Annotated in this window: 17 protein-coding genes; 3 read left to right on the top strand and 14 right to left on the bottom strand. The window is 67.4% G+C overall.

The window, feature by feature from the left end:
- Nucleotides 1-84 precede the first annotated feature (84 nt).
- Both OG858_RS40410 and OG858_RS40405 read left to right on the top strand, forming a co-directional pair.
- Entirely contained in the window at nucleotides 85-1,569 is a 1,485-nt protein-coding gene (locus tag OG858_RS40410) for an aldehyde dehydrogenase (protein ID WP_327725598.1), read from the top strand.
- Between the two features lie 96 nt (nucleotides 1,570-1,665).
- Nucleotides 1,666-2,547, top strand: a complete 882-nt coding sequence (locus tag OG858_RS40405; RefSeq protein WP_327745464.1) for an NAD(P)-dependent oxidoreductase — start codon at nucleotides 1,666-1,668, stop codon at nucleotides 2,545-2,547.
- A 122-nt stretch (nucleotides 2,548-2,669) separates the two neighbouring features.
- Here the strand turns inward: OG858_RS40405 and OG858_RS40400 are convergent, their stop codons facing one another.
- The 8 genes from OG858_RS40400 to OG858_RS40365 form a co-directional block, all read right to left on the bottom strand.
- A complete protein-coding gene (locus OG858_RS40400) occupies nucleotides 2,670-3,410 on the bottom strand; it encodes a FadR/GntR family transcriptional regulator (RefSeq protein ID WP_257562035.1) in 741 nt (246 codons plus the stop codon).
- 194 nt (nucleotides 3,411-3,604) lie between these two features.
- Complete coding sequence (locus OG858_RS40395; RefSeq protein ID WP_327725596.1) at nucleotides 3,605-4,798, bottom strand: acyl-CoA dehydrogenase family protein; 1,194 nt, start codon at nucleotides 4,796-4,798, stop codon at nucleotides 3,605-3,607.
- A 127-nt stretch (nucleotides 4,799-4,925) separates the two neighbouring features.
- Nucleotides 4,926-6,389, bottom strand: coding sequence for an aldehyde dehydrogenase (locus OG858_RS40390; protein WP_327745463.1), 1,464 nt, complete (start codon nucleotides 6,387-6,389; stop codon nucleotides 4,926-4,928).
- A gap of 58 nt (nucleotides 6,390-6,447) precedes the next feature.
- The gene (locus tag OG858_RS40385) at nucleotides 6,448-7,605 is read right to left on the bottom strand and encodes an acyl-CoA dehydrogenase family protein (protein ID WP_327726125.1); all 1,158 of its coding nucleotides are present in this window, start codon (nucleotides 7,603-7,605) and stop codon (nucleotides 6,448-6,450) included.
- A 14-nt stretch (nucleotides 7,606-7,619) separates the two neighbouring features.
- Complete coding sequence (locus tag OG858_RS40380; protein ID WP_327745462.1) at nucleotides 7,620-8,396, bottom strand: enoyl-CoA hydratase/isomerase family protein; 777 nt, start codon at nucleotides 8,394-8,396, stop codon at nucleotides 7,620-7,622.
- Complete coding sequence (locus OG858_RS40375) at nucleotides 8,384-9,586, bottom strand: CaiB/BaiF CoA transferase family protein (protein ID WP_327725594.1); 1,203 nt, start codon at nucleotides 9,584-9,586, stop codon at nucleotides 8,384-8,386. The genes OG858_RS40380 and OG858_RS40375 overlap by 13 nt, the downstream gene beginning before the upstream one ends.
- Before the next feature lie 52 nt (nucleotides 9,587-9,638).
- Nucleotides 9,639-10,598, bottom strand: a complete 960-nt coding sequence (locus OG858_RS40370; RefSeq protein ID WP_327745461.1) for an acyl-CoA dehydrogenase family protein — start codon at nucleotides 10,596-10,598, stop codon at nucleotides 9,639-9,641.
- A complete protein-coding gene (locus tag OG858_RS40365) occupies nucleotides 10,595-11,371 on the bottom strand; it encodes an enoyl-CoA hydratase-related protein (protein ID WP_327725592.1) in 777 nt (258 codons plus the stop codon). Before OG858_RS40365 ends, OG858_RS40370 begins: the two co-directional genes overlap by 4 nt.
- Nucleotides 11,372-11,590: 219 nt before the next feature.
- Here OG858_RS40365 and OG858_RS40360 point away from each other — a divergent pair, with 219 nt between their 5' ends.
- A complete protein-coding gene (locus OG858_RS40360) occupies nucleotides 11,591-13,090 on the top strand; it encodes a 3-hydroxyacyl-CoA dehydrogenase (RefSeq protein ID WP_327745460.1) in 1,500 nt (499 codons plus the stop codon).
- 375 nt (nucleotides 13,091-13,465) lie between these two features.
- Here OG858_RS40360 and OG858_RS40355 read toward each other — a convergent pair whose 3' ends face one another.
- From OG858_RS40355 to OG858_RS40330, 6 genes are all read right to left on the bottom strand, one after another.
- Nucleotides 13,466-14,329 carry a helix-turn-helix domain-containing protein gene (locus tag OG858_RS40355; protein ID WP_327725590.1) on the bottom strand — a complete coding sequence of 288 codons (864 nt, stop codon included), beginning with the start codon at nucleotides 14,327-14,329 and terminating at the stop codon, nucleotides 13,466-13,468.
- A gap of 228 nt (nucleotides 14,330-14,557) precedes the next feature.
- On the bottom strand, nucleotides 14,558-15,736 hold the full coding sequence (locus OG858_RS40350) for an XdhC/CoxI family protein (protein WP_327725589.1): 1,179 nt from the start codon (nucleotides 15,734-15,736) through the stop codon (nucleotides 14,558-14,560).
- Nucleotides 15,737-15,881: 145 nt separating this feature from the next.
- Nucleotides 15,882-18,077 (bottom strand): xanthine dehydrogenase family protein molybdopterin-binding subunit, encoded by a 2,196-nt coding sequence (locus tag OG858_RS40345; protein ID WP_327725588.1) that lies wholly within the window; start codon nucleotides 18,075-18,077, stop codon nucleotides 15,882-15,884.
- Nucleotides 18,074-19,054 carry an FAD binding domain-containing protein gene (locus OG858_RS40340; RefSeq protein ID WP_327725587.1) on the bottom strand — a complete coding sequence of 327 codons (981 nt, stop codon included), beginning with the start codon at nucleotides 19,052-19,054 and terminating at the stop codon, nucleotides 18,074-18,076. The genes OG858_RS40345 and OG858_RS40340 overlap by 4 nt, the downstream gene beginning before the upstream one ends.
- Before the next feature lie 12 nt (nucleotides 19,055-19,066).
- Nucleotides 19,067-19,735, bottom strand: a complete 669-nt coding sequence (locus OG858_RS40335; protein WP_327725586.1) for a (2Fe-2S)-binding protein — start codon at nucleotides 19,733-19,735, stop codon at nucleotides 19,067-19,069.
- 359 nt (nucleotides 19,736-20,094) lie between these two features.
- Nucleotides 20,095-20,949 carry a helix-turn-helix transcriptional regulator gene (locus tag OG858_RS40330; RefSeq protein ID WP_327725585.1) on the bottom strand — a complete coding sequence of 285 codons (855 nt, stop codon included), beginning with the start codon at nucleotides 20,947-20,949 and terminating at the stop codon, nucleotides 20,095-20,097.
- Nucleotides 20,950-21,480: the final 531 nt, after the last annotated feature.

Here is a 21,480-nt window from a genome sequence, read left to right as displayed (position 1 = left end):
TCCCTCGCGTCCCTGACGCGCAGGACCACTCCCGCTGCCCACCCCAGCGCCGCATGGCGCACACCCAGGAAAGGAAGGTCCTAGATGCCGATCGAGAGCTTCTCGATACTGATCGACGGTCAGTGGCGGGCGAGCGCCGACGGCTCGACGTTCAGGTGCACCAGTCCGTTCGACGGTGAGGACTGGGCGGAGGTGCCGACGGCGACCACTGATGACGTGGATGCCGCGGTGGCCGCAGCACGGCGGGCCTTCGAGGAGGGTCCGTGGTCGAGCGCGACTCCCCTGGCGCGTGCCGGCCTGTTGCGCCGGTTGGGTGACCTGATCACACAGAGCGCCACCGAACTGGCGACGGTGCAGGTACGCGAGAACGGCAAGCTGATCCGCGAAGTGGCCGACCAGGCGAAGGCACTCGCGAACCACTGCTACTTCTTCGCTGGCGTGGCCGAGAGCCCGATCGGTGAGACGCTGGCGACAAGCGTGCCGAACATGCAGGCGTTCACGATGCGTGAACCGATCGGCGTCGTGGCCCTGATCACGCCGTGGAACAGCCCGCTGATGCTGTTGATGGCCAAGCTCGCGCCGGCGCTGGCGGCCGGATGCACGGTAGTGGTCAAGCCGTCGGAGGTGACACCGGTTTCGACGTTGGTGTTCGCACGGCTGATCAAGGAAGCGGGCTTCCCCGACGGTGTGGTCAACGTGGTGACCGGGGCTGGCGAGACTGGAGCCGCCTTGGTGGCTCACCCCAGCGTGGACAAGATCTCGTTCACCGGTTCGACCTCGGTCGGCAAGCAGATCGCGGCCACTGCGGCCACTCGGCTGGCCCGTGTGTCGCTGGAGCTGGGGGGCAAGTCACCGAACATCGTCTTTCCCGACGCCGATCTGGACAACGCCGTCAACGGTGTGATGGCCGGAATCTTCGCGGCCACCGGCCAGACCTGCATGGCGGGGTCCCGCGTCCTGGTCCACGACGACATCTACGACGACTTCGCCAAGGCGCTCGCCACCCGGGCCTCGCAGATCCGGCTGGGCGATCCGAGCGACCCGGCGAGCGAAATGGGGACGGTCGCCTGCCGAGCACAGTACGACAAGGTGCTGCGGTACATCGACATCGCCAAGGCCGAGGGCGCGGTGCTCGCCGCCGGAGGCAAGCGCCCGGACGATCCCGCCCTGGAGAAGGGGCTCTTCGTCGAGCCGACGGTGTTCACCGAGGTCACCAACGACATGCGCATCGCCCGGGAGGAAGTGTTCGGGCCGGTGGCCTCACTGATCCGGTTCCGTGACGAGGACGACGCCGTCCGCATCGCCAACGACACCAGTTTCGGTCTGGCCGCAGGCGTCTGGACCCGAGACATCGCGCTGGCGCACCGGATGATCAAGCGCCTGCGCGCCGGCACGGTGTGGATCAACAACTACCGCAAGGTCAATTACGTCGCCCCGTTCGGCGGCTTCAAGGAGAGCGGCATCGGCCGAGAGAACGGCATGCATGCCGTGAACGAGTACACCGAGGTCAAGTCCGCCTGGATCGACACCGGCAACACCATCAAGGACCCCTTCAACCCGCGGGCCTGATGATCCTGGGAAGCGGCACGGAACCCGGCCCGTCCCCTCCCCGCAAGCACGACCGACGGTCATGAGCTGGTCGACTCCGGATCGGCCGTGAGGTGAGTGAGGTACCCATTGTCCGAGAAGCTGGGGTTCATCGGCGTTGGCGCCATGGGTTCGGCCATCGCAAGCCGTCTCGTGGCGGATCACGATCTGTACGTGAGCGATCTGAACAGGCAGGCTGCTGACGAACTCGTGAGCCGGGGCGCCACCTTCGTGTCGGCGGACGAGACAGCCAAGCGCTGCCGGTACGTCTTCCTTTCGCTACCGGGACCGGCGAACGTGCTCGAACTCCTCCTGGGCGACCAGGGAATCGCCCGGCACTTCGCGCGGGGAACTCTGGTCATCGACACGACCACTGGGGCGCCCACGACGGACAGGGAGATCGTTTCTGCCCTCACCGAACTCGGCGTCGACTTCGTCGACGCGCCGATCGCCGGGGGTGTCAAACGGGCCCGGGCCGGCACGGCCACCCTGATGGTCGGAGGCTCCGAGCAGGCATTCGCCAAGGCCCGGGACTTGCTGCTGGCCGTGACCCCTGATGTCTTCCACGTGGGTCCCGCGGGCACGGGACACGCGATGAAGCTCGTGAACAACCTGCTCAACAGCTGCAACCGCTTCGCCGCGCTCGAGGCCGTTCGTCTCGGGCAGGCGTGCGGAATCGACCAGGACACCGTGGTCGAGGTCATCAACAAGTCGAGCAGCCGTAACTACACAACGGAGAACACGTTCCCCCAGCTCCTCAGCGGCGGCTCCTACAGGGCGCAGGGCTTCACGCTCCAGTTGATGCTCAAGGACCTCCACCTGGCCAACGAGATGGCGGAAAGCCTCGGGCACGCCACCCCGATCGGGCACCTCGTCGAGGAGTTCACCATGGAGGCCATCGACCGCTTCGGCCCCGACGCGGACCAGAGCCAGTTCATGGCGGAGTGGTACGCCGATTGATGCGGTTCATGCGTGTGCCCTCCCAGCCTGCTGGCTGGGAGGGCACACGCATGAACACCAGCTTTTGTGCGTGCACGAGCGATGCCGACTCAGACGAGTCACTCAGGTCGCCGTGCGTGGAACTATGCCTTGGGCTGGGCGGTCGAATAGCGCAGGACGTAGTCGAGGTGCGACTGCATCGCCTCCGCGGCCGCGTCCTCATCCCCAGTCTCGATCGCCGCGAGGATCACCATGTGCTGCTTCACTGTCCGCTTCCCGACTTCCGCGGTCACGTCCAGGTACTGCGCCGGATGCGTCGCATCGTGCACCGCGGCGATGAACGCCGCCAGCAGCCGGTTGCCCGACGCCTGCCCGATAGTCGTGTGGAACGCCAGGTCGTAGCCGGGAATCCCCGGATCATCAATGGTCGTCGTCCTCTGCCGCTCCACGATCGACCGCAGCTCGCCCACCTGCTCCTCGCTCCGATGCCGAGCGGCCAGACGGGCGGCCGGGACCTCCAACACCCGCCGCACATCGGTCAACTCGAGCATGTCCAAGGCACCCAGGCGCAAAATGGTGTCCACCGACTCACTCAGCATGCGGCTGAGCGAATCCGGAGTGACCGTGTTGACGAAACTCCCGCCGGCCATGCCCGGAATCTTCCGGATGAGGCCGCCGCTCACCAGCGCACCCAACGCCTCACGCACGGTCGGACGGCTCACCCCGAACTGCTTCGCCAGCTCCGTCTCCGGCGGAAGCTTCTCCCCCTGGGCGAAACGACCCTCCAGGATCGCCTCCCTGATCTGCTGCTCCACCTGATCACGCGGCCGCGTCACCTGTCGCGCCCGGAACTTCTCCGCCGCCCCAGACCCCGTTTCAGCCATACCACGCCTCCCCAACCGTCGACATGCCCGACGCCGTCACGTTCGGACGTACACAAGGCCTGATCCAAAGCCGCAGTATATGACCAGGGTCGGTAAATTGTCATACCGAAAAATGTCGTGCTTCAACCTGCCGATCGAGAGCCTTCCTACCGGATTACCGGCGAGGAGACATGCGTCGGCTGTCCCTGGGCTGGTCACATCGCGTACTCCTTGAGCAGACTGCGCCCGATGATCATCTTCTGGATCTCGGACGTACCCTCGCCGATGAGCATGAAGGCAGCCTCGCGGTAGAGCCGCTCGATCTCGTACTCCTTGGAATAGCCGTACCCGCCATGGATGCGGAACGACGCCTCGACCACTTCCTTGCAATACTCGCTCGCGAGCATCTTGGCCATGCCGGCCTCGACGTCGTTGCGTCGGCCGGAGTCCTTCTTGCGGGCCGCGCGGACCATCATCGCGTGGGCGGCCTCGACCTTGGTCGCCATCTCCGCCAGGCGGAACAGGATCGCCTGGTGCTGCGCGATCGGCTTTCCGAACGTCTCACGTTGCTGCGCGTACGCGATGCCCAGTTCGAAGGCGCGAACGGCGATGCCGCACGCGCGCGCTGCGACGTTCACGCGACCCACCTCGACACCGTCCATCATCTGATAGAAGCCCTGGCCGGGCTCTCCCCCGAGGATCTGGGCGCTCTCGATCCGATGGCCGTCAAAGACCATCTCGGTGGTGTCGATGCCCTTGTAACCCATCTTGTCGATCTTTCCCGGGACGGTGACACCCTGGGCGGTCTCGCCGAAGCCAGGCTGCTTCTCGACCAGGAACGTGGTCATGTTCTTGTAGACCGAGGCCGCGCCCTCATCGGTTTTCGTCAGAACCGCGACCAGGTTCGACGAACCGCCGTTGGTGAGCCACATCTTCTGGCCGGTGATCGAGTACGAGCCGTCGGCAAGCCTGTCGGCCTTGGTGGCCACGGCCGAGACGTCGGAGCCGAGCCCTGGCTCCGACATCGAGAAGGCGCCCCGCACCTCGCCGGTGGCCATCCGCGGGAGGTACTTCCGTTTCTGCTCCTCGGTGCCGTGCTGCATCAGCATGTACGCGACGATGAAGTGGGTGTTGATCACACCTGAGACACTCATCCAGCCTCGTGCGATCTCTTCCACACACAGCGCGTACGTCAGGAGCGACTCACCCAGCCCGCCGTACTCCTCTGGGATCATCAGGCCGAAGACACCGAGCCCCTTCAGTCCCTCGACTATGTCGGTCGGGTACTCGTCCTTGTGTTCAAGCTCGGCGGCGACCGGCATGATCTTCTCTTCGGCGAACTGTCTGACCACTTTGAGGATCTCCCGCTGGTCCTCGGTCAGTTCATCGGTGTGAGCAAGACGATCCATCTGATGGTCTGTTCCTCTCAGTCCGGTGGCTACGGTGTCGTCCCGACAACCGCGACCCGTTGGTCAGCAGGGGCGATGGGTGCAGAGCGTGCGAGTTGTCCCGGGCCCAGCTCGGTCGGTCGGTCGGTTACGCAAACGATGTCGCCATGTCCGGGGGCAGTCCGATGGACTTCAACTCCGTGTAGGCGTCCAGCCCCTCATGCCCGTACTCGCGGCCGATGCCGCTGGCTTTGAACCCACCGAACGGTGCCTTGAGCCCGACCGGATGCCCATTCAGTTCCACGACACCGGTACGGATCCGGCTCGCGAGTTCCAGCCCTCGGCGGGAGTCCGACGTGAACACTGCCCCGCTGAGACCGTAAGGCGAGTTGTTGGCGATCTCGACCGCGTCGGCTTCGTCCCGGTAGGTCATAACGGAGAGGACCGGCCCGAAAATCTCTTCCTGAGCGATCGTCATATCCGGCCGCACACCGGTGAAGAGCGTCGGCTCCACGAACCAGCCGCGGTCAAGACCCTCTGGACGTCCGCCACCTGTGACGAGGGTCGCGCCCTCCTTGAGACCGGTAGCGATGTAGTGCTCCACCGTCTCACGCTGCCGGTGGGAGACCAGCGGCCCGATCTGCGTGGCCTCGTCGTAGGGACTGCCCACGGGCATCGAGTCGATCAGGGAGCGGAGCCGCTCGACGAGCTCGGTCTGACGCGCCTCGGAGACCAGCACCCTGGTTTTCAGAGTGCACACCTGACCGTTGTTGCGGAACGCCCCGAGGCGCATCGCCTCGACGGTCCGGTCAAGGTCGGCGTCATCCAGAACGAGGGCGGCCGACTTTCCACCCAGCTCCAGCGTGACACGCCGCAGATCGTTACCGCACAGCGCCGCGATCCGGCGACCCGCAGCGGTTGATCCGGTGAAAGACACCTTGTCGACGCCCTGGTGCGCGACGAGGTGCTCGCTGCTCTCGCGCTCCGCCGGAACGATGTTGACCACGCCCTCCGGGAACCCGGCCCGCTCGATCAGCTCGCCCAGGAGGTACGCGTCGAGCGCCGTCTGCGGGGCCGGCTTCAGAACGACCGTGCACCCCGCCAGCACGGCCGGAACGACCTTCTGGACGCTGATGCTCATAGGCACGTTCCAAGGAACGACGGCGGCCACAACGCCGACGGGTTCCCGGGTGACGAGTGCGCTGCCCGTCTCTGCCCTACGGATCGACCGGAACGGGTAGTCCAGCGCGAGATCGAGACACGCGTCGATCACCCGAACCGGATTGGCGGCCTGGATGGCGCGGGACTGCGTGATGGGACAGCCCATCTCGCCAGTGATGAGCTGTGCGATCGGTTCCTGTCGCTCGGCGAGCAGCCGCCGCAGTTCCCGTAGTACCGCCATGCGCGCCTCCAGGGGCATACGCGGCCACGGCCCGTTGTCGAACGCCTCACGTGCCGCGGCGACGGCACGGTCGATGTCGCTCGACGACGCCGAGGGAACCTCGGCGACGACCTCTTCTGTAAACGGCGACACGATCCTCAGATGCTCACCGTGTGCCGGAACCCACCGCCCTCCGATGAACAGGCGGTCGTAACGGGCCTCCCACATCATGGACCTCTCCTCGTGGACAAGACTCGTGTGAGTCAGCGGCGCCGGTCGATGCGCTCGGTCACGGCATTACCGAGAGACGGATGTCTCGGGCGACGAGCATGCTCTGGACTTGGTTGGTCCCGTCGTAAATTTCCGTGATCTTCCCGTCGCGCAGTCGGCGCTCCGCACCGATGTCGTCGCGATCTCCGTCCTCGCCGAGAAGTTCGACGCAGGCCGAGGCGACTCGCACGCCCAGGGTCGTGCAGTGCAGCTTGACCATGGCGACCTCGGCCGTGGGGTCCTCGTCGCTGGCGTCGACCAGATCGCAGACGTCCCTCAGCATCGACCGCCCGGCCGCGATCTCCGCCCGCAGGCGGGCCAGTTCGAACTGAAGGTCCTGGGCACTGCGGGTGCGGGAAGACAGAAGATCCCGCTCCGCGCAGTAGCGCACAGTCGCGTCGAAGGCACCCTGTGCAAAGCCCACGCCCTGGGCGGCGGCGCTGATACGCGACTTCGTCACCGACCGCAACAGCAGGGGGTAGCCCTCGCCCTCGGCGCCGAGTCGCGCTTCCACCGGGATCCGGCAGTCCTGGAATCCGAGCGTGACGGTAGAAGCGCCCTTCTGACCCAGCTTCTTCATCGGCTTGCCGGGCTCAAGACCCCGCGAGTACTCCGTGTCGACGAGGAAGGCCGTGATGCCGTCCTTGCCGCGACTCGGATCGACCGTCGCGAAGAGCACGATGACGTCGGCGACATCGCCGTTGGAGATGAACGTCTTCTCGCCGTTGATCACATAGGAGTCGCCGTCACGGCGCGCCGTCGTACGCATCGACGCGACATCCGATCCCGCCTCGGGCTCGGTCAGGGCGATCGCTCCGATGGCCGTGCCCTCGCAGAGCGCGGGAATCCACGCCTCGTGCTGGTCGGGCCGCCCTTGGAGGTGGATCGGGTGAGCGCAGTGCATCTGGGTCATGTAGACCGTCGAGGTCGATCCACAGGCGGCCGCGATCCGGGACAGCGCCTCGGCGTACGTCGCCGTGGACGTGCCTCGCCCTCCGAGCGATGTCGGGATCAGAAGCCCGCCGAGACCTGCCTGGGCGAGCGCCTGGATGGACGCCGAAGGGAAGGAACTGTCCCGGTCCACGGTCACTGCGGCCGGGGTCACGGAGTGCGCGATGACGCCATCGAGGAGTGAGAGGACGTTGGTGCGGTCCGCCGAGGGTGGGTGCTCAGGCACAGTGTTCAATTCCGTCACTCCTCGGTGAAGACGGGCTCGCGTCGCTCGGCGAAGGACGTGATGCCTTCCTGGCCGTCGACGGAGGCGATCGAAATGGCGGCGAGTGCCGCCTCGTGTTCCAGGGCCGGGCCGGACGTGCTCTGCCGCGCGGCTTCGAGTAGGTTGGCCAGACCGGTGCGGCTCCCGCACGCGATCAGAAACGCCGTCTCCTCCACCTGACGGGGCAGTTCGGCGGTGGGAACCGGCGGGACTGACAGCAGACCGATCTGCCAGGCACGATCAGCGTCGATCCGGCTGCCGGTGAGCATCAGGTGGAAGGCCGCCGCCTTGCCCACGGTTCTGGGCAGCCGCTGGGTGCCCCCGAATCCCGGGATGCAGCCGATCCGTGCTTCCGGGAGGCCGAACTGACTGCGGTCTGAGGCGATCACCATGTGGCACGCCAGCATGAGTTCGAATCCGCCGCCGAGGGCGAAGCCGTCGACCTCGGCGATCACCGGAACGGATGAGCGCTCGATCGCGGTGATCGCACGGTGGCCCCGCCGGATGAAGGCTTGCGCCTGGTCGGCGTCGAGGCCGCGAATCTCCTCAAGGTCGGCGCCGGCGCTGAACGCCCGGTCGCCTGCCCCTCTGATGACCAGGCACCGGATGCCCCTGTTCTCCTCAGCGACCCGCCGGACCTCCCCGGCCAGCGCGTCCAGCACTGAGGTGTTCAGGGCATTGAGCCGGTCCGGGCGGTTCAGGGTGATCGTCCGCACCCGCCCGTTGTCGTCCACCTCGATCAGGGAACCCATACGACACCCGCCTCCGCGAGATCGGCGATCCGCTCGTCGTCGAATCCTGCACTTGTAAGGATGTCGCGCCCGTGCTCGCCCCGGAGCGGCGCCGGCAGGCGGGGCGCCCGACTCCTCTGCGAACCGAGACGCCACGGGCTCGCGACGCCCCGGAAGACGCCCGCACGCGGATGCTCTTGGCTGACGATCGCCTCGCGAGCCTCCACTTGAGGGTCGTCGACGACTTCGGACAGCGAGTTGATCCGCGCACACGGTACGCCGACATCCTGAAGAGCCTTGAGCGCCTCTTGCGAGGTCCTCATGCTCAGAACCGACTGGAAGGCGTCGACGACCTCGTCCCGGCGCGCGCGACGTCCGGCGTTGGTGGCCAGGTCGGGCCGTTGGGCCAGCTCGTCCAGGCCCAGTGCCGCGCAGGCGTGGAGCCAGATCTTGTCGTTCCCCACGGCGACGACGATGGGGCGGTCGCTCGTCCGGAACGTCTGGTAGATCGCGACCACCGAGTCGGTGCCGCCGCAGGGGCGGGGTTCCGGATCGCCCGCGAGGAAGCTGGCGATCCGAGGTGACATGAAGGCGAGGTCGGCTTCGAGCAGGGCGACGTCGATGATCTCGCCGATGTCGTGCCTCTGCTGCCTGACCAACGCGGCCGCGATGGCGTACGCGGCGACGGTGCCGGCCGCGACATCGGACAGAGCGGTGCTGACGCGCTGCGGTACTCCGGCGTCACCGGTGACGCTCATCATCCCGGAGCGGGCCTGGGCGATCAGGTCGTATCCCGGGAGCGCGGCATCGGGGCCGTCGATCCCGAATCCCGACAGAGCGCAGATCACGAGCCGGGGAAAGCGTTCACGCAGTGCGTCGAGCCCCAGGCCGTGCCGCTCGAGCTTGGCCGGATTCAGGTTCTCGATGAACACGTCCGCGGTCTCCAGCAGCCGGAAGAGCACCTCACGACCCTGCTCACCGCGTATGTCCAGGCACAAACTCTTCTTGTTGCGGTTGACCGACAGAAACCACGCGGCTTCGCCGTTGAGAAAGGGTGGCCCCCATCCACGGGCGTCGTCTCCACGCACGGGCTCGATCTTGATGATCTCCGCTCCCATGTCGCCGAGGTACATGGAAGTGGTCGGTGCTGCGTAGGACGACGAGATGTCGACCACGGTGATCCCGTGCAGCGGGCCGGCAGACGCGTTCATGAGGCCTCCTTCCTCGGGTGGTCATTCAGGGGCGCGGAGTGTGCGAGAGCCTTCACGTATCGCCCCCGGGCTTGCCGAGGCGTCGAGAGGCGACCTGCGCCAGGACGGTCCGGCGGCCGCCGCCACGGGCCCGGAGGCTCACCGCGTCGCGCAGCAGACCGGCCACGGGGTATTCATCGATGTACCCGTAGCCCCCGTGCACCTGGATCGCGTCCAGGCAGACGTCGACGGCGGTCCTGCCCGCCTGGGCCAGCAGCTCTGCTGTGTCGAGGTCACCGGCGACCGCGCCGTCGAGCATCGCGTCCACCGTGCGGACACGGATCCGCATCTCGGCCAGGATCGCGCGCAGACCCGCGAAGGTACCGATCGCGGAACCGAACTGACGCCGCTCACCGGCGTACGTCTCTGCCGTGTGCAGCGCTGTCTCGGCGAGGCCGAGGCCCACAGCGGAGGTGAACAGGTCCCAGTCGCGCGCGGTACGCCTCGTGACAGCCTCCGGCAGCGTCACGACCGTGTCACCGAGCCGGACCGTCCGCAGGGCGGCTTCGCGCAGTCCGCTGCGCCGCGTTCCCTCGGGCCCCTCCCCCACCAGAGCGTTCCGGCGGGCCAGCACGGCCCGTCCCGTGGAGCGGTCCAAGAGCACCACCGCGCCGGGCGCGAACAAGGTCGGCACAGTGGCCGTCCACGGGTCGGGTGCGGTGGGATTGGTGACCGCAGAGGTTACGTCCCGCACTTCGCAGCCGTCCTCGTCCGTAGTGGCGAGACCACGTTGCGCGGCGAACCGGCCCGCGAGGGCGAACGCGGCTGCGGGCGAGAAGTGCGCGGTCGTGCGCACGGCTGCGACGAGCCAGTCGACGGCGTCGTCGAGCTCGGCCGCCTCCTGTGCCAGATCGAGGACATCCGCCGCGGCGAGCGCGGCGCGAATCGCGTGGGCGTCGCTCCACTCCACCGACACAAGACGCTTCGTCAGCACCTCGAGGAAGTCGTCGAGTTCCGCATTGCGCCCCGTCATCGGTAGAACCTCTCGCGACGAGGGTCGCGGCGCTCCTCGAAGGACTCCGACATCTCGGCCGCCTCCTGGGTGTTGCGGTAGGCGGTGAGCAGGAGGTCGTGTGCGAGGCGTGCCTGCCCGACGACACCGGTGTGGCGGCTGGAGAAGGCGGTCTTGAGGGCGGCCAGCGCGAAAGGACCGCGTCGGCGCAGGTCCTGCGCGACCTCGACAGCACGGTCGAGGACGGGGCGACCGGTCACCACCTCGTTGACCAAACCCATGTCCAGGGCTTCCTGCGCGGAGTACTTGCGGTTCAGGTACCACATCTCCTTCGCCCGCCGCCGCCCGATGGTCTCCTCGAGGTACCAGGTGCCGAAGCCTGCGTCGAAGCTGCCGACCATCGGACCCACCTGGCGGAACACGGCGTGGTCGGCGGCGATCGAGAGGTCGCACACGACCTGGAGCACGTTCCCCCCGCCGACGGCGTATCCGTTGACCGCCGCGATCACCGGCTTCGGCATCGCGTCGATGAACTCGTAGAGATCGATGACCGGCATCACGCTGGAGTAGTCGAGCGACGTGGGCTCCTCGTGCTCTCCCCCGATACAGAAGAACTTCTCGCCCGCGCCGGTGAGGATCGCCACGTCGATGTCGGGCGACTGCCGCACGTGCTGAAACGCAGCGAGCAGCTCACGCGCTGTCTCGAACCTCAGCTTGTTGGCCCGGTCGGGCCGGTTGATCGTGATCACCGCGACGCCGTCATGGACGGCGACGGTGATGTCCTCGTAGCTCATGGACTCAGCTCCTGGTTCGACGAGTCGGCCCGTACGGAATGCGACTGTTCGCGTCAGGGCGCGTTCACCTGACGAACACCTCACACCCTGATCTGTTTTTCATACACCTGCAAAAGTTTGACATTACGATACTCTGTCGAGGAACCATGTCAAGGATCTTGGGGATCGTGCGCGGCACTACGGCGGCGGCGATCCACGGACGACGCCGAGGAGCCCCTCATGTCACAACCACTGGCCCACATCTGCGTGATCGGAGCGGGCACGATGGGCCGGGGGATCGCGCAGGTCGCACTCGCCTCCGGTCACCCGGTGCATCTGGTCGACCCGGACGAGGCGCAGCTGAAGGTGGCCAGGTCCGACATCACGGCACGTCTCAGCCGGAGAGACCCGGCGGCACCCACCCTGGTGAAGGCACGGCTGCGTACCTTCACCGACCTCACCCAGACACCGACGGACGCACCCACAGTCGTCGTCGAGGCCATCCTCGAGCGCCTCGACATCAAGCAGGCGGTTCTGCGGCGCGCCGCAGAACACTTCGGACCGACGTGCGTCCTCGCGACGAACACCTCGTCGCTGTCGGTCACCGCCATCGCCGCCGGAACGCCGGATCCGTCACGCGTGGTCGGCATGCACTTCTTCAACCCCGTCCCCGTCATGAGGCTCGTCGAGGTCGTCCGGGGCCTACAGACCGCCGACGAGGTCGTCGACACCGTCGCCGAACTCGCCGTACGCTGGGGTAAGTCGGTTGCCCACGTCCGCTCGGTACCCGGATTCATCGTCAACCGGGTCGCCCGGGCCTTCTACGGGGAGTCGCTCCGACTCGTCGAGGAGCGTGCGTGCACTCCGGAGACGATCGACGAACTCATGCGCTCTGCCGGCGGATTCCGCATGGGCCCCTTCGAACTGATGGACCTCATCGGCAACGACGTCAACTTCGCGGTGACACAGTCCGTCTGGACGTCGTACCACTACGACCCGCGTTTCGCACCCTCCCTCATCCAGAGCGAACTCATCGCCGCAGGACGGTTCGGTCGCAAGACCGGCCAGGGTTTCTACGGGTACGGCGAGAATGCCGAGCGAGCACGTCCCCTCGCCGCGGAAGTGAAAGCCGAAGCGGTGACGGGCGCCACGCGAGTGGTCCTGCACGGTTCGGACGACCAACTGGAGGCCGTGCTCACTCGTAGCGGCCTCGAGTTCGGCCGGGAGGTAAGCGACACCCCCCGCATCGAATTCGTCAGTCTGGGGTCCGTCATGGTCACTCGCGGCCGGAGCGCACGTGAGGAGGCCGCCCGGCGAAGCGAGCCTGTACTCCTCCTCGATCGCTGCCTGGATCCCTCGACGGCGACAGCTCTCGCCCTCGCCTCCGCCGATGCCGCGCTCACGGACGTCGTCGTCGCCCTGCTGGATCGCGCCGGCATACACGCCTTCCCCATGGCCGACATCCCGGGGCTCGTGGTCGCCCGAGTTCTCTCGATGATCGCGAACGAGGCGTGGGAGACGGCCCACCACGGGGTCGCGACCCCCGACGACATCGACCTCGCGATGCTCCTGGGTACCAACTACCCCATAGGTCCGTTCGCCTGGAGCGCGCGGTGGTCCACGCGCAGGGTGCTCGAGCTGCTCGACGCCCTCTGGTCGTCCTACCACGACCCGCGATACCGGGCCAGCCACGCCCTGCGGGCCGAGGTGCAGACCATCTCCCACGACGGCCTCAGCTGACGGCATCATGGGGTAAGTGGCTGTGCGGGGAAGGGTTCCCTCGCTGGATGTTCTCAACCAGGGAGGGAACCCTGCTCTCCGCACCCGCCCACCACCAGGGAGAGTTCCGGGAGGACGCCGACCTGGAAGCAGCAGTGCCCATCCGGCTCGGCTGGTACTTCGCCGACTGCAGGGCCGGACGCCGGCGCCGACCCGAGTGGGCCAGAGCTCACCCTTGCCTCCCTGCACCCGCCTAACACTCGCCCTCTGTGAACCGGCTGTCTCGCTCGCGGGGACGTCGGCAAACCTCCAGACCACGCCTCGAAGGCGCCGCGCCGCCGGCGAAGTAGGCGTCACCTGAGTGGGTCGAACCGGATTCGCCCGCGCGCGATGTCGTCAGTTCGCCGTACCGGGGGCGGCCGGGTGCCCGTCAGCCAACCAAGCCGCAAGGCTGCGCAGCCTGCCGTGCGTGGCCGTGTCGGGTGCGGGCGTCCAGATGGTCAGTTGCTGATCGGGGTCGGTGCTGCACGTCAGGGTGTCCCATTCGAGGGTGAGTTCGCCGACGATCGGATGGTTCAGCGTTTTCGCACCGACCTTCCGGGCTGCCACGAGGTGCTCGGCCCACCACCGCCGGAAGTCCGCGTCCCGCTCCGACAACTCGTCGACCAGCGCGGCGAGTCTCGGCGAGCCGGGGTTGCGGGCCGCTTCCCTGCGCAGTTGTGCGACAGCGAGGCGGGCCGCGGCCTCCCAATCGGCGTACAGGCCCCTCATGCGGTCCGAGAAGATCATCTTCGCGTAATTGCGGTCCCCTTTCGGGATGCGCCCGAAGTCGCCCACCAGGGCAGCACCCATTTCGTTCCAGGCCAGCACGTCCATCCGGCGTCCGAGGACCATGGCCGGGATGGACATGAGGTCGTCGAGCAACCGCTGCAGTTGTGGGTTGACGACCTGAGCCTCGGGCGGGTGCGGGCGGCCGGCGTCCTTGCCCGCCAGTTCGAAGACGTACTCCCGCTGGTCGTCACTGAGCTTCAGCACTCGGGCGATGGCCTCCAGCACGGGCTCGGAGACATGCATGCGTCCCTGTTCCACCCGTGTGTAATAGTCGGTGCTGATCGCGGCCAGCACAGCCACTTCCTCCCGGCGCAGGCCGGGGACTCGACGCGGCGCTCCCGAGTCGGGCAGCCCCACGGACCGGGGAGTCAGCTCCGCACGCCGGAGTTTGAGGAAGTCACCCAACTCATGGGGTGCACTGCCAGTCATGTCAGCCAATCTCACAGGGATGGGGCCCCTGGCCGGGGCGAAGCGTCGCTCCACAGATGTGCTTGTGGCGCACTTGCTGGACGGAAACGTCTGCGGATCGAGCCTGTTAGGCGGTCAAGGTTCCGGGAGGGCGGCGGGTTCGGCTGCGGGAACACCGCCTCAGATGGGGCCGTCCGGGCCTCGTCGCCGCCCCGGCACACCATTGATCATCCGCGAGACCGTGCCGCTTCACACACCGGCACGTGCGGCTGTCCCTTCGACCGTGGGCAGCGTATCGGCCGCGCCTGGCAACGGGGACATCACACGGTGGATCGGTCCCGTTCGCCGGGAGAGAGGCAGGCCGCTTCCGAGGTTGGTGGAGGCGATGATCTCCGCCACGATGGAGACAGCTGTCTCTTCCGGTGTGTGAGCCCCTAGATCGAGGCCAATCGGCGAGTGCAGGCGGGCGACGAGAGCGTCGGACATGCCCTGTTCACGCAAAAGACGGAGACGCTGTTCGTGTGTGCGCCGCGATCCCATGGCCCCGACATAGCCGACGGGCAGATCGAGGGCCAGCCGTAGCAGGGGGATGTCGAACTTGGCGTCGTGGGTGAGGACGCAGACGGCGGTGCGGGCGTCCACGCTCGTGCGCTCCAGGTAGCGATGTGGCCAGTCGACGATGACCTCGTCCGCGTCCGGGAAGCGTGCCGGTGTGGCGAAGACGGGGCGAGCGTCGCACACGGTGACGTGATACCCGAGGAAGCGGCCAGCCTGGCTGAGCGCGGCGGCGAAGTCGACGGCACCGAAGATCATCAGGCGGGGGCGGGTGGCGGCCACATGGACGAGGGCGGACAGCCGGTCCGGGCAGGTGTCGGCGTCTCCGCCCAGCTCGACGCGCGCGGTACGTCCGGACCGGAGCAGGGCGCCCGCCTGTGCGGTCACCGCGCGGTCCGTCGGCCCTCCGTCCAGGGTTCCGTAGGAGGCGGTGCCGTCGGCAAGGACGCAGACCATGCGGCCCAGCAGGTCGTGGTGGCCGTCGACGACCTGCGCCACGGCGGTCGGCCTGCCCTGGACGATGTCGTCCAGGGCAGCACCGAGATGCGGTTCGGTGGCCGGGTCGATGCGCCGGACGAGGACATCGAGTTCGCCGCCGCAGGTCAGGCCGACGGCGAAGGCGTCGTCGTCGGAGTAGCCGAACCAGGCGCGCTGCACAGGACCCTCGTCGCGCAGGACCTGTCGGCACAGGTCGTAGACCGCGCCCTCGACGCAGCCGCCGGAGATGCTGCCGACCGCGTTGCCGTCGGCGTCCACCGCTACCGAAGTGCCGATCGGCAAAGGAGCGCTGCCGGTGACGTCAACAACGGTGGCCAGGGCGAAGGGGCGTGCTTCGCGGCACCAGCGGTGCAGTGTGTCCGCGATGTTCAGCATGAGTCTTTCTCCGTGGTTCGCCAGGGGAACGTGGGGCGGGTCGCCGCCGCGCTGCGGGGGAGAATCTGTGCGCGGCGGCGACCCTGTCTGGCCCGGCAGCCGGACAGTGGAGCTGCTGCCGGACCGGTCGATGGGCGTGCTGAGGTCAGAGCAACGCCTCGGCTGTGATGGGCAGTTCACGCACCCGGCGGCCGGTGGCATTGAAGACCGCGTTGCCGATCGCGGCCGCCACACCCACCTGGACGACCTCGCCGAGCCCCTTCACCCCCAGGGCGTTGCCGTCGTTGTCCTCGCCGTCCAGGTAGATCGCCCTGACCTCGGGGACGTCGGCGTTGACCGGGACGAGATAGTCGGCCAGGTTGGCGTTGACGATCCGGCCGTCGCGGTGATCGGTGGCGGTGTGCTCCAGCAGGGCCGTGCCGATGCCGCCCACGATGCCGCCGAACGCCTGGCTCTCGGCCAGCTTCGGACTGATGATGCGGCCCGCGTCGTACACCCCGAGCATCCGCCGCACCCGCACCAGGCCCAGGGTCGCGTCCACGGCGACCTCGGCGAACGTGGCGTTGTAGGCGTGGTAAGAGCGCCGCGCCGGTTGCGGCGCCCCGGCGTAGGAGCCGTCCGCCTGGAGGTGGGTGCGGTCGTTGCGGGTGAGCAGCCGCTGGTACGTCTCGCCCCGTGCCGGATTGCCCCGCACGTGCAGCCGACCACCGCGTACGACGACATCCTTCACCGCCGCCCCGTACAGCGGTGACTCGCGGTCCTCGACGGCCAGCTTGATCGCCTGCTCGCGGACCTTGTCGCAGGCGTCGACGACGGCGGTGCCGACGCTGGCCATGGTGGCCGAGCCGCCGTGCGGGCCGGTCGGCGGATAGAGGGAGTCGCCGAGCCGGAAGGTGACCGTGCGCATGGTCAGCCCGAGGGCGTCGGCGGCGACCTGGGTCTGGGAGGTATAGGTGCCCGGTCCCATGTCACTGGTGGCCGACTCGACCACGGCGGTGCCGTCGGCATCCAGACGCGCCCGGGCCTCCGCGGGGAAACGCCCGGGGTCGTAGACACCGGCGGCCATGCCCAGACCGATCAGCCAGTCGCCCTCGCGCCTTGATCGCGGCCGGGCGGAGCGGCGGTTCCAGCCGAACTCCCGGGCGCCGACGGTGTAGCACTCACGCAGCCGCCGGGTGGAGAACGGCAGGTTGTTCGACTCGTCCTCGCTGGGTTCGTTGCGCCGGCGCAGCTCGATCGGGTCGATGCCCAGTTCGTGCGCGAGCTCGTCCATGGCCGACTCGATGGCGAACGACGCCGTGGCGAGACCAGGGCCGCGCATCCAGATCGGGGTGTTCACGTCCAGGGAAACCTGCCGGTACGCCTGGCTGACGTTCGGCATGCTGTACATCATCTGCCCCGCCGCCATGACGGCCTCGGTGAACGTCTCGTACGACGAGGTCTCGGCGTCGATGTCGTGGATCGCGGCGGACAGCCGGCCGCGCCGGTCGCTGCCGAGGCGCAGCCGGTACTCGTACGACGGCCGATAGCCGGTGCCGAAGTACATCTGCTTGCGGCTCAGCACCAGCTTGACCGGACGCTTCGTCTCCCGCGCGGCCAGCGCGGCGACGATCGTGTGCGGCCAGCAGCGCAGCCCGCTGCCGAAGCCGCCCCCGACGAACGGGTTGATGACCCGCACCGCCTCAGCCGGCAGGTCGAACACGGCAGCGAGCTCGTCATGTGTGCCTACCACCCACTGCGTCTTGTCCCAGACAGTGAGCTTGTTGCCGTCCCAGCGGGCGATGGTGGCGTGCGGCTCCATCGGGTTGTGGTGGTTGCGCGCCAACTGGTAGGTCAGGTCCAGGCGTACGGCCGAGGAGCGCAGGCCCGCTTCCGCGTCACCGCGTGCGTAATCCGTCGGCTCGTCCCGCTCGGCCTCGTGCAGATCGGTCGAGGGTTCCTCCGCGTCATAGCGGACCTTGACCAGACTCGCCCCGTGCTGCGCGGCCTCCAAGGTCGTGCCGACCACGACGGCGACCGGCTGACCGTGGAAGAGCACCCGGTCGTCCTGGAACACCCGCAGTCTGCGACCGGGTGGGTTGTTGGAGCCTGCGTTGTCGCGGTAGGGCAGTTTCGGCGCGTTGCCATGGTGGAGCACCCGCAGCACACCCTGATGATTCTCGGCATCACCGGTGTCGATGGAGGTGATACGGCCCCGGCCGATGCTCGCGTCGACGATGACGGCGTGCACCACCCCGTCAACGTCGTGCTCGGCGGCATACACCGCCTTACCCGTGACCTTCAGCCGACCGTCTACCCTCGACAGCGGCGCGCCTACGGCTGCCTGCGGCTGGGGGCTCACTTCGTACCTCCTACGATGCGCAACTGACGCTCAACGGTCCGTTTCAGCAACTCGACCTTGAAACGGTTGTGGTCAAGGGGACGGGCACCTGCCACCGCCTTCGCGGCGGCAGCCTTCCACAACGACCCCGAGGGACGCTCACCGATGAGGTGCCGCTCGACTGCGGACAGCTTCCACGGCACCGTGCCCACTCCCCCGGCCGCCACCTTCGCCTCCCGGATCACCCCGCCGCGCACATGCAGGGCGACAGCCGCCGACGTCAGGGCGAACTCGTACGACTGCCGGTCGCGCACCTTCAGATAGCCCGACCGCAGGGGACGCGGAAGAGCCGGGATCTCCACTCCCGTGATCAACTCGCCCTTTTTGAGGGCTTGTTCGCGGTTCGGAGTAGTGCCGGGCCGCAGCAGGAAGTCAGCGAAGGGGATACGGCGTTCCCCGTCCGGGCCGAGCAGGTGCACGGTCGCCTCCAGCGCCGCGAAGGCCACGGCGACGTCGGAGGGGTGGGTGGCCACGCAGGAGTCGGAGGTGCCGAGGATCGCGTGCGTGCGGTTGTGGCCGTTAAGTGCGGCACAACCCGACCCCGGATCACGCTTGTTGCAGTCGGCCGTCACATCGCGGAAGTACGTACACCGGGTGCGCTGCATGATGTTGCCGCCGATGGTAGCCATGTTCCGCAGCTGCGCCGACGCGCTCAGCTCCAGCGCCTCGGAGATGACCGGGTACGTGGTGCGCACCTTCCGGTTCGCGGCCGTCTCGGCCATGGTCACCAGCGCACCTATGCGCAGCCCGCCGCGCTCGGTGACGGTGACCTTGTCCAGAGGCAGACCGGAGATGTCGACCAGCGTCTCGGGACGCTCGACGGTCTCTCGCATCAGGTCGACGAGGGTGGTGCCCCCGGCGATGTAACGGCCGCCGCGCCGGCCGGCGTTGAGGGCTTCACGGGTGTTCGCGGCCTTCGTGAAGGAGAAGGGATGCATGTCAGCGGCTCCTTACTTCCGGCCAGCGGTCTGGTCGACCGCGCGCACGATCTTCACATAGCAGCCACAGCGGCAGATGTTGCCGCTCATCCACTCGCGGATCTCCTCCGGCGAGTCGGTGTGGCCCTCCTGGATGCAGCCGACGCCCGACATGATCTGGCCCGGTGTGCAGTAACCGCACTGGAACGCGTCCTGCTCGATGAACGCCTTCTGCAACGGGTGCAGTTCGTCCCCGTCGGCCAAGCCCTCGATCGTGGTGACCTCGGCACCCTCCAACCGCACGGCCAGCGTCAGACAGGAGTTGACCCGCCGGCCGTCGACCAACACCGTGCAAGCGCCACAAGCACCCGCGTTGCAACCCTTCTTCGAACCGGTCAGATCGAAGTGCTCACGCAACAGGTCCAGCAGCGAGGTGCGGTTGTCCACCGTCACGGTCCGGCGGGTGCCGTTCACCGTCAGAGAGACACGGCTCGACGGGGGCGCTTCGGCGGCAGCCACCTCCTCCCCGGCGGTAAGCAAGGATCCACCGATCACGCCGCCGACGACGACGGCACCACCGACCGCAGTACTGGTGGCGATGAAGGTGCGTCGTGTCGGCGCGGTGAGGGACTCGGAGTCGGTGGACTCGGTGGAGTCGGTGGAGGGTGGAACATCTGGGTCAGTGAACTCAGGGGAGGACATACTTAGGCCTTCGGACTCGGTGGATGGGGCACCTGGCCTGCACGGCGACAGGGAGCTGGGCGAATCCCACGACTTCGTCACCACCGCGTATTCATAATGCGCACGTGCTGTGCGACCGCGGTTGGTCACGCCCCGAAGTCTTGCACCACCGGCATCACCCATGGGAGGGAGAGTTTCCTCCCCGGATATTCTTCCCCCGAAGGGAACTCTGGCCCGTTTGCCCGACAGCGAACAGATGAAAGCGGGTGTGGCACTATCGGGCAACGACCGCAGCCGAGAAAGGTGTAGCATTCAGCAATTCGCCGAGCCCGTGACGTCTCACGTTGGGTGTCCGGCATCGCTCGGATGCACGCAGCCGCTCATGCCGCCGACGGCCGCGCAGTCCAGGCCTGGAGAAGACGCAGGTTGTCGTGAGATGCCGTTCCTGGTTCGGCAGTCCAGATCACCAACTGCTGCTCGCCATCGGTGACGCTGGTGAAGCTGTCCCAGTTAAGAGTGACGTCCCCGACGACCGGATGCCGCAGGGTCTTCGTTCCCACGCTCAGCACCGTGGCGTGCTTCGCTCCCCACCATTGGCGGAAGTGGGGGTCAGCCAGCGACAGTTCACCCACCAGCTCGGTCAGCTGCGCGTCTCCGGGGCACTTGACGCCCTCCAGCCACAACTGCGTGACGCACGCGCGGGCGACACGCTCCCAGTCCGGGTACAGCACCCTCATAGCGGGCTCGGTGAAGAGTAGCCGGACAAAGTTCCGCTTCTTGACTGGAATCCGGGAGAAGTCGGTGACCAAGGCGGCGGCCAACGAGTTCCAGGCGAGGATGCCCATGTACCGGCCCAGCACCAATGCCGGGGTGAACGGGATATCGTTGATGAATCGCTGCACCTGAGGCTGAACCTTCTGTGCCGGGCGTCGGCACACCTTGACTCCCACCTCGCCCGCCAACTCGAACAGATAGTCCCGCTGTTCGTCATCCAGGTGCAGGACACGGACGAGCGTCGCAAGTACCACCGCCGACGGCCGCACTACCCGCCCCTGCTCCAGGCGCGCATAGTACGGGCTGCTGAGCCCGGCCAGCCGGGCGACCTCGTCCCGCCGAAGACCTGGCACGCGCCTCGGCGCTCCCGACTCCGGCAGCCCTACCGTGCGCGGGCTCAGCTCCGCTCGCCGGGCTTTGAGAAATGCACCCAGCTCGTTCAAATGTATGCTGCTCTCCATGCAAGTCACTCTCACACGAAATCCCCACATTGTGAGGGGGGCGTTTTTATCCCAGGATGGTCTCGAATCTCATTCACACCGACTGGTGGGCTCTGTCGAGCCGAGAGGAACCGCAGCTCCGGGCATGCGCGTATGCGGGTCCGAAGTTTAGGATTCCCGACACGGGCCGCCATCGATGAATTCGAACTCGACTCGGCACGGCATCTCGCGAGAAGTCTCCCCACTCGCATCCGGCACGGTACTGATTCTGGCCACGAGTCTGCCACCGTTCACCCGGGCAGGGGGAGGGACAGTTTCCTCCCTGGATGATGTGACCTCAGGGGGGAATTGCCCCTTTTGTCGGCCCGCGCGATAGTCGCAGGTCGTTGGCGCGGCCCGAGACCGGCTCAGGTCACCGAGAACATCCCCTTCAATTCCCCCACCCTGTGGGCCGTCCTCTGTACGTTGTCGAAAGCCGTGTGCCGCGCGAACGAGGCGAAGAAGGACGCGAGGGCGGATGCCACTTCCCCAGTAGCGGTATGCAGCAGGCCG

Origin of the sequence: Streptomyces europaeiscabiei (assembly GCF_036346855.1) — a bacterium.
In the GTDB taxonomy this organism is placed as follows: domain Bacteria; phylum Actinomycetota; class Actinomycetes; order Streptomycetales; family Streptomycetaceae; genus Streptomyces; species Streptomyces europaeiscabiei.
Note: the sequence above shows the minus strand (reverse complement) of the source record. Positions and strands in the feature narration are given on the sequence as shown.

Excerpts from the sequence above, each read along its gene's own strand:
- OG858_RS40370 (WP_327745461.1), bottom strand. The coding sequence starts at position 10,598 with ATGACGGGGCGCAATGCGGAACTCGACGACTTCCTCGAGGTGCTGACG.
- OG858_RS40335 (WP_327725586.1), bottom strand. The coding sequence starts at position 19,735 with ATGTCCTCCCCTGAGTTCACTGACCCAGATGTTCCACCCTCCACCGAC.
- OG858_RS40400 (WP_257562035.1), bottom strand. The coding sequence starts at position 3,410 with ATGGCTGAAACGGGGTCTGGGGCGGCGGAGAAGTTCCGGGCGCGACAG.
- OG858_RS40375 (WP_327725594.1), bottom strand. The coding sequence starts at position 9,586 with ATGAACGCGTCTGCCGGCCCGCTGCACGGGATCACCGTGGTCGACATC.
- OG858_RS40340 (WP_327725587.1), bottom strand. The coding sequence starts at position 19,054 with ATGCATCCCTTCTCCTTCACGAAGGCCGCGAACACCCGTGAAGCCCTC.
- OG858_RS40365 (WP_327725592.1), bottom strand. The coding sequence starts at position 11,371 with ATGAGCTACGAGGACATCACCGTCGCCGTCCATGACGGCGTCGCGGTG.
- OG858_RS40390 (WP_327745463.1), bottom strand. The coding sequence starts at position 6,389 with ATGATGTGGGAGGCCCGTTACGACCGCCTGTTCATCGGAGGGCGGTGG.
- OG858_RS40350 (WP_327725589.1), bottom strand. The coding sequence starts at position 15,736 with ATGCTGAACATCGCGGACACACTGCACCGCTGGTGCCGCGAAGCACGC.
- OG858_RS40380 (WP_327745462.1), bottom strand. The coding sequence starts at position 8,396 with ATGGGTTCCCTGATCGAGGTGGACGACAACGGGCGGGTGCGGACGATC.
- OG858_RS40355 (WP_327725590.1), bottom strand. The coding sequence starts at position 14,329 with ATGACTGGCAGTGCACCCCATGAGTTGGGTGACTTCCTCAAACTCCGG.
- OG858_RS40330 (WP_327725585.1), bottom strand. The coding sequence starts at position 20,949 with ATGGAGAGCAGCATACATTTGAACGAGCTGGGTGCATTTCTCAAAGCC.
- OG858_RS40360 (WP_327745460.1), top strand. The coding sequence starts at position 11,591 with ATGTCACAACCACTGGCCCACATCTGCGTGATCGGAGCGGGCACGATG.
- OG858_RS40410 (WP_327725598.1), top strand. The coding sequence starts at position 85 with ATGCCGATCGAGAGCTTCTCGATACTGATCGACGGTCAGTGGCGGGCG.
- OG858_RS40395 (WP_327725596.1), bottom strand. The coding sequence starts at position 4,798 with ATGGATCGTCTTGCTCACACCGATGAACTGACCGAGGACCAGCGGGAG.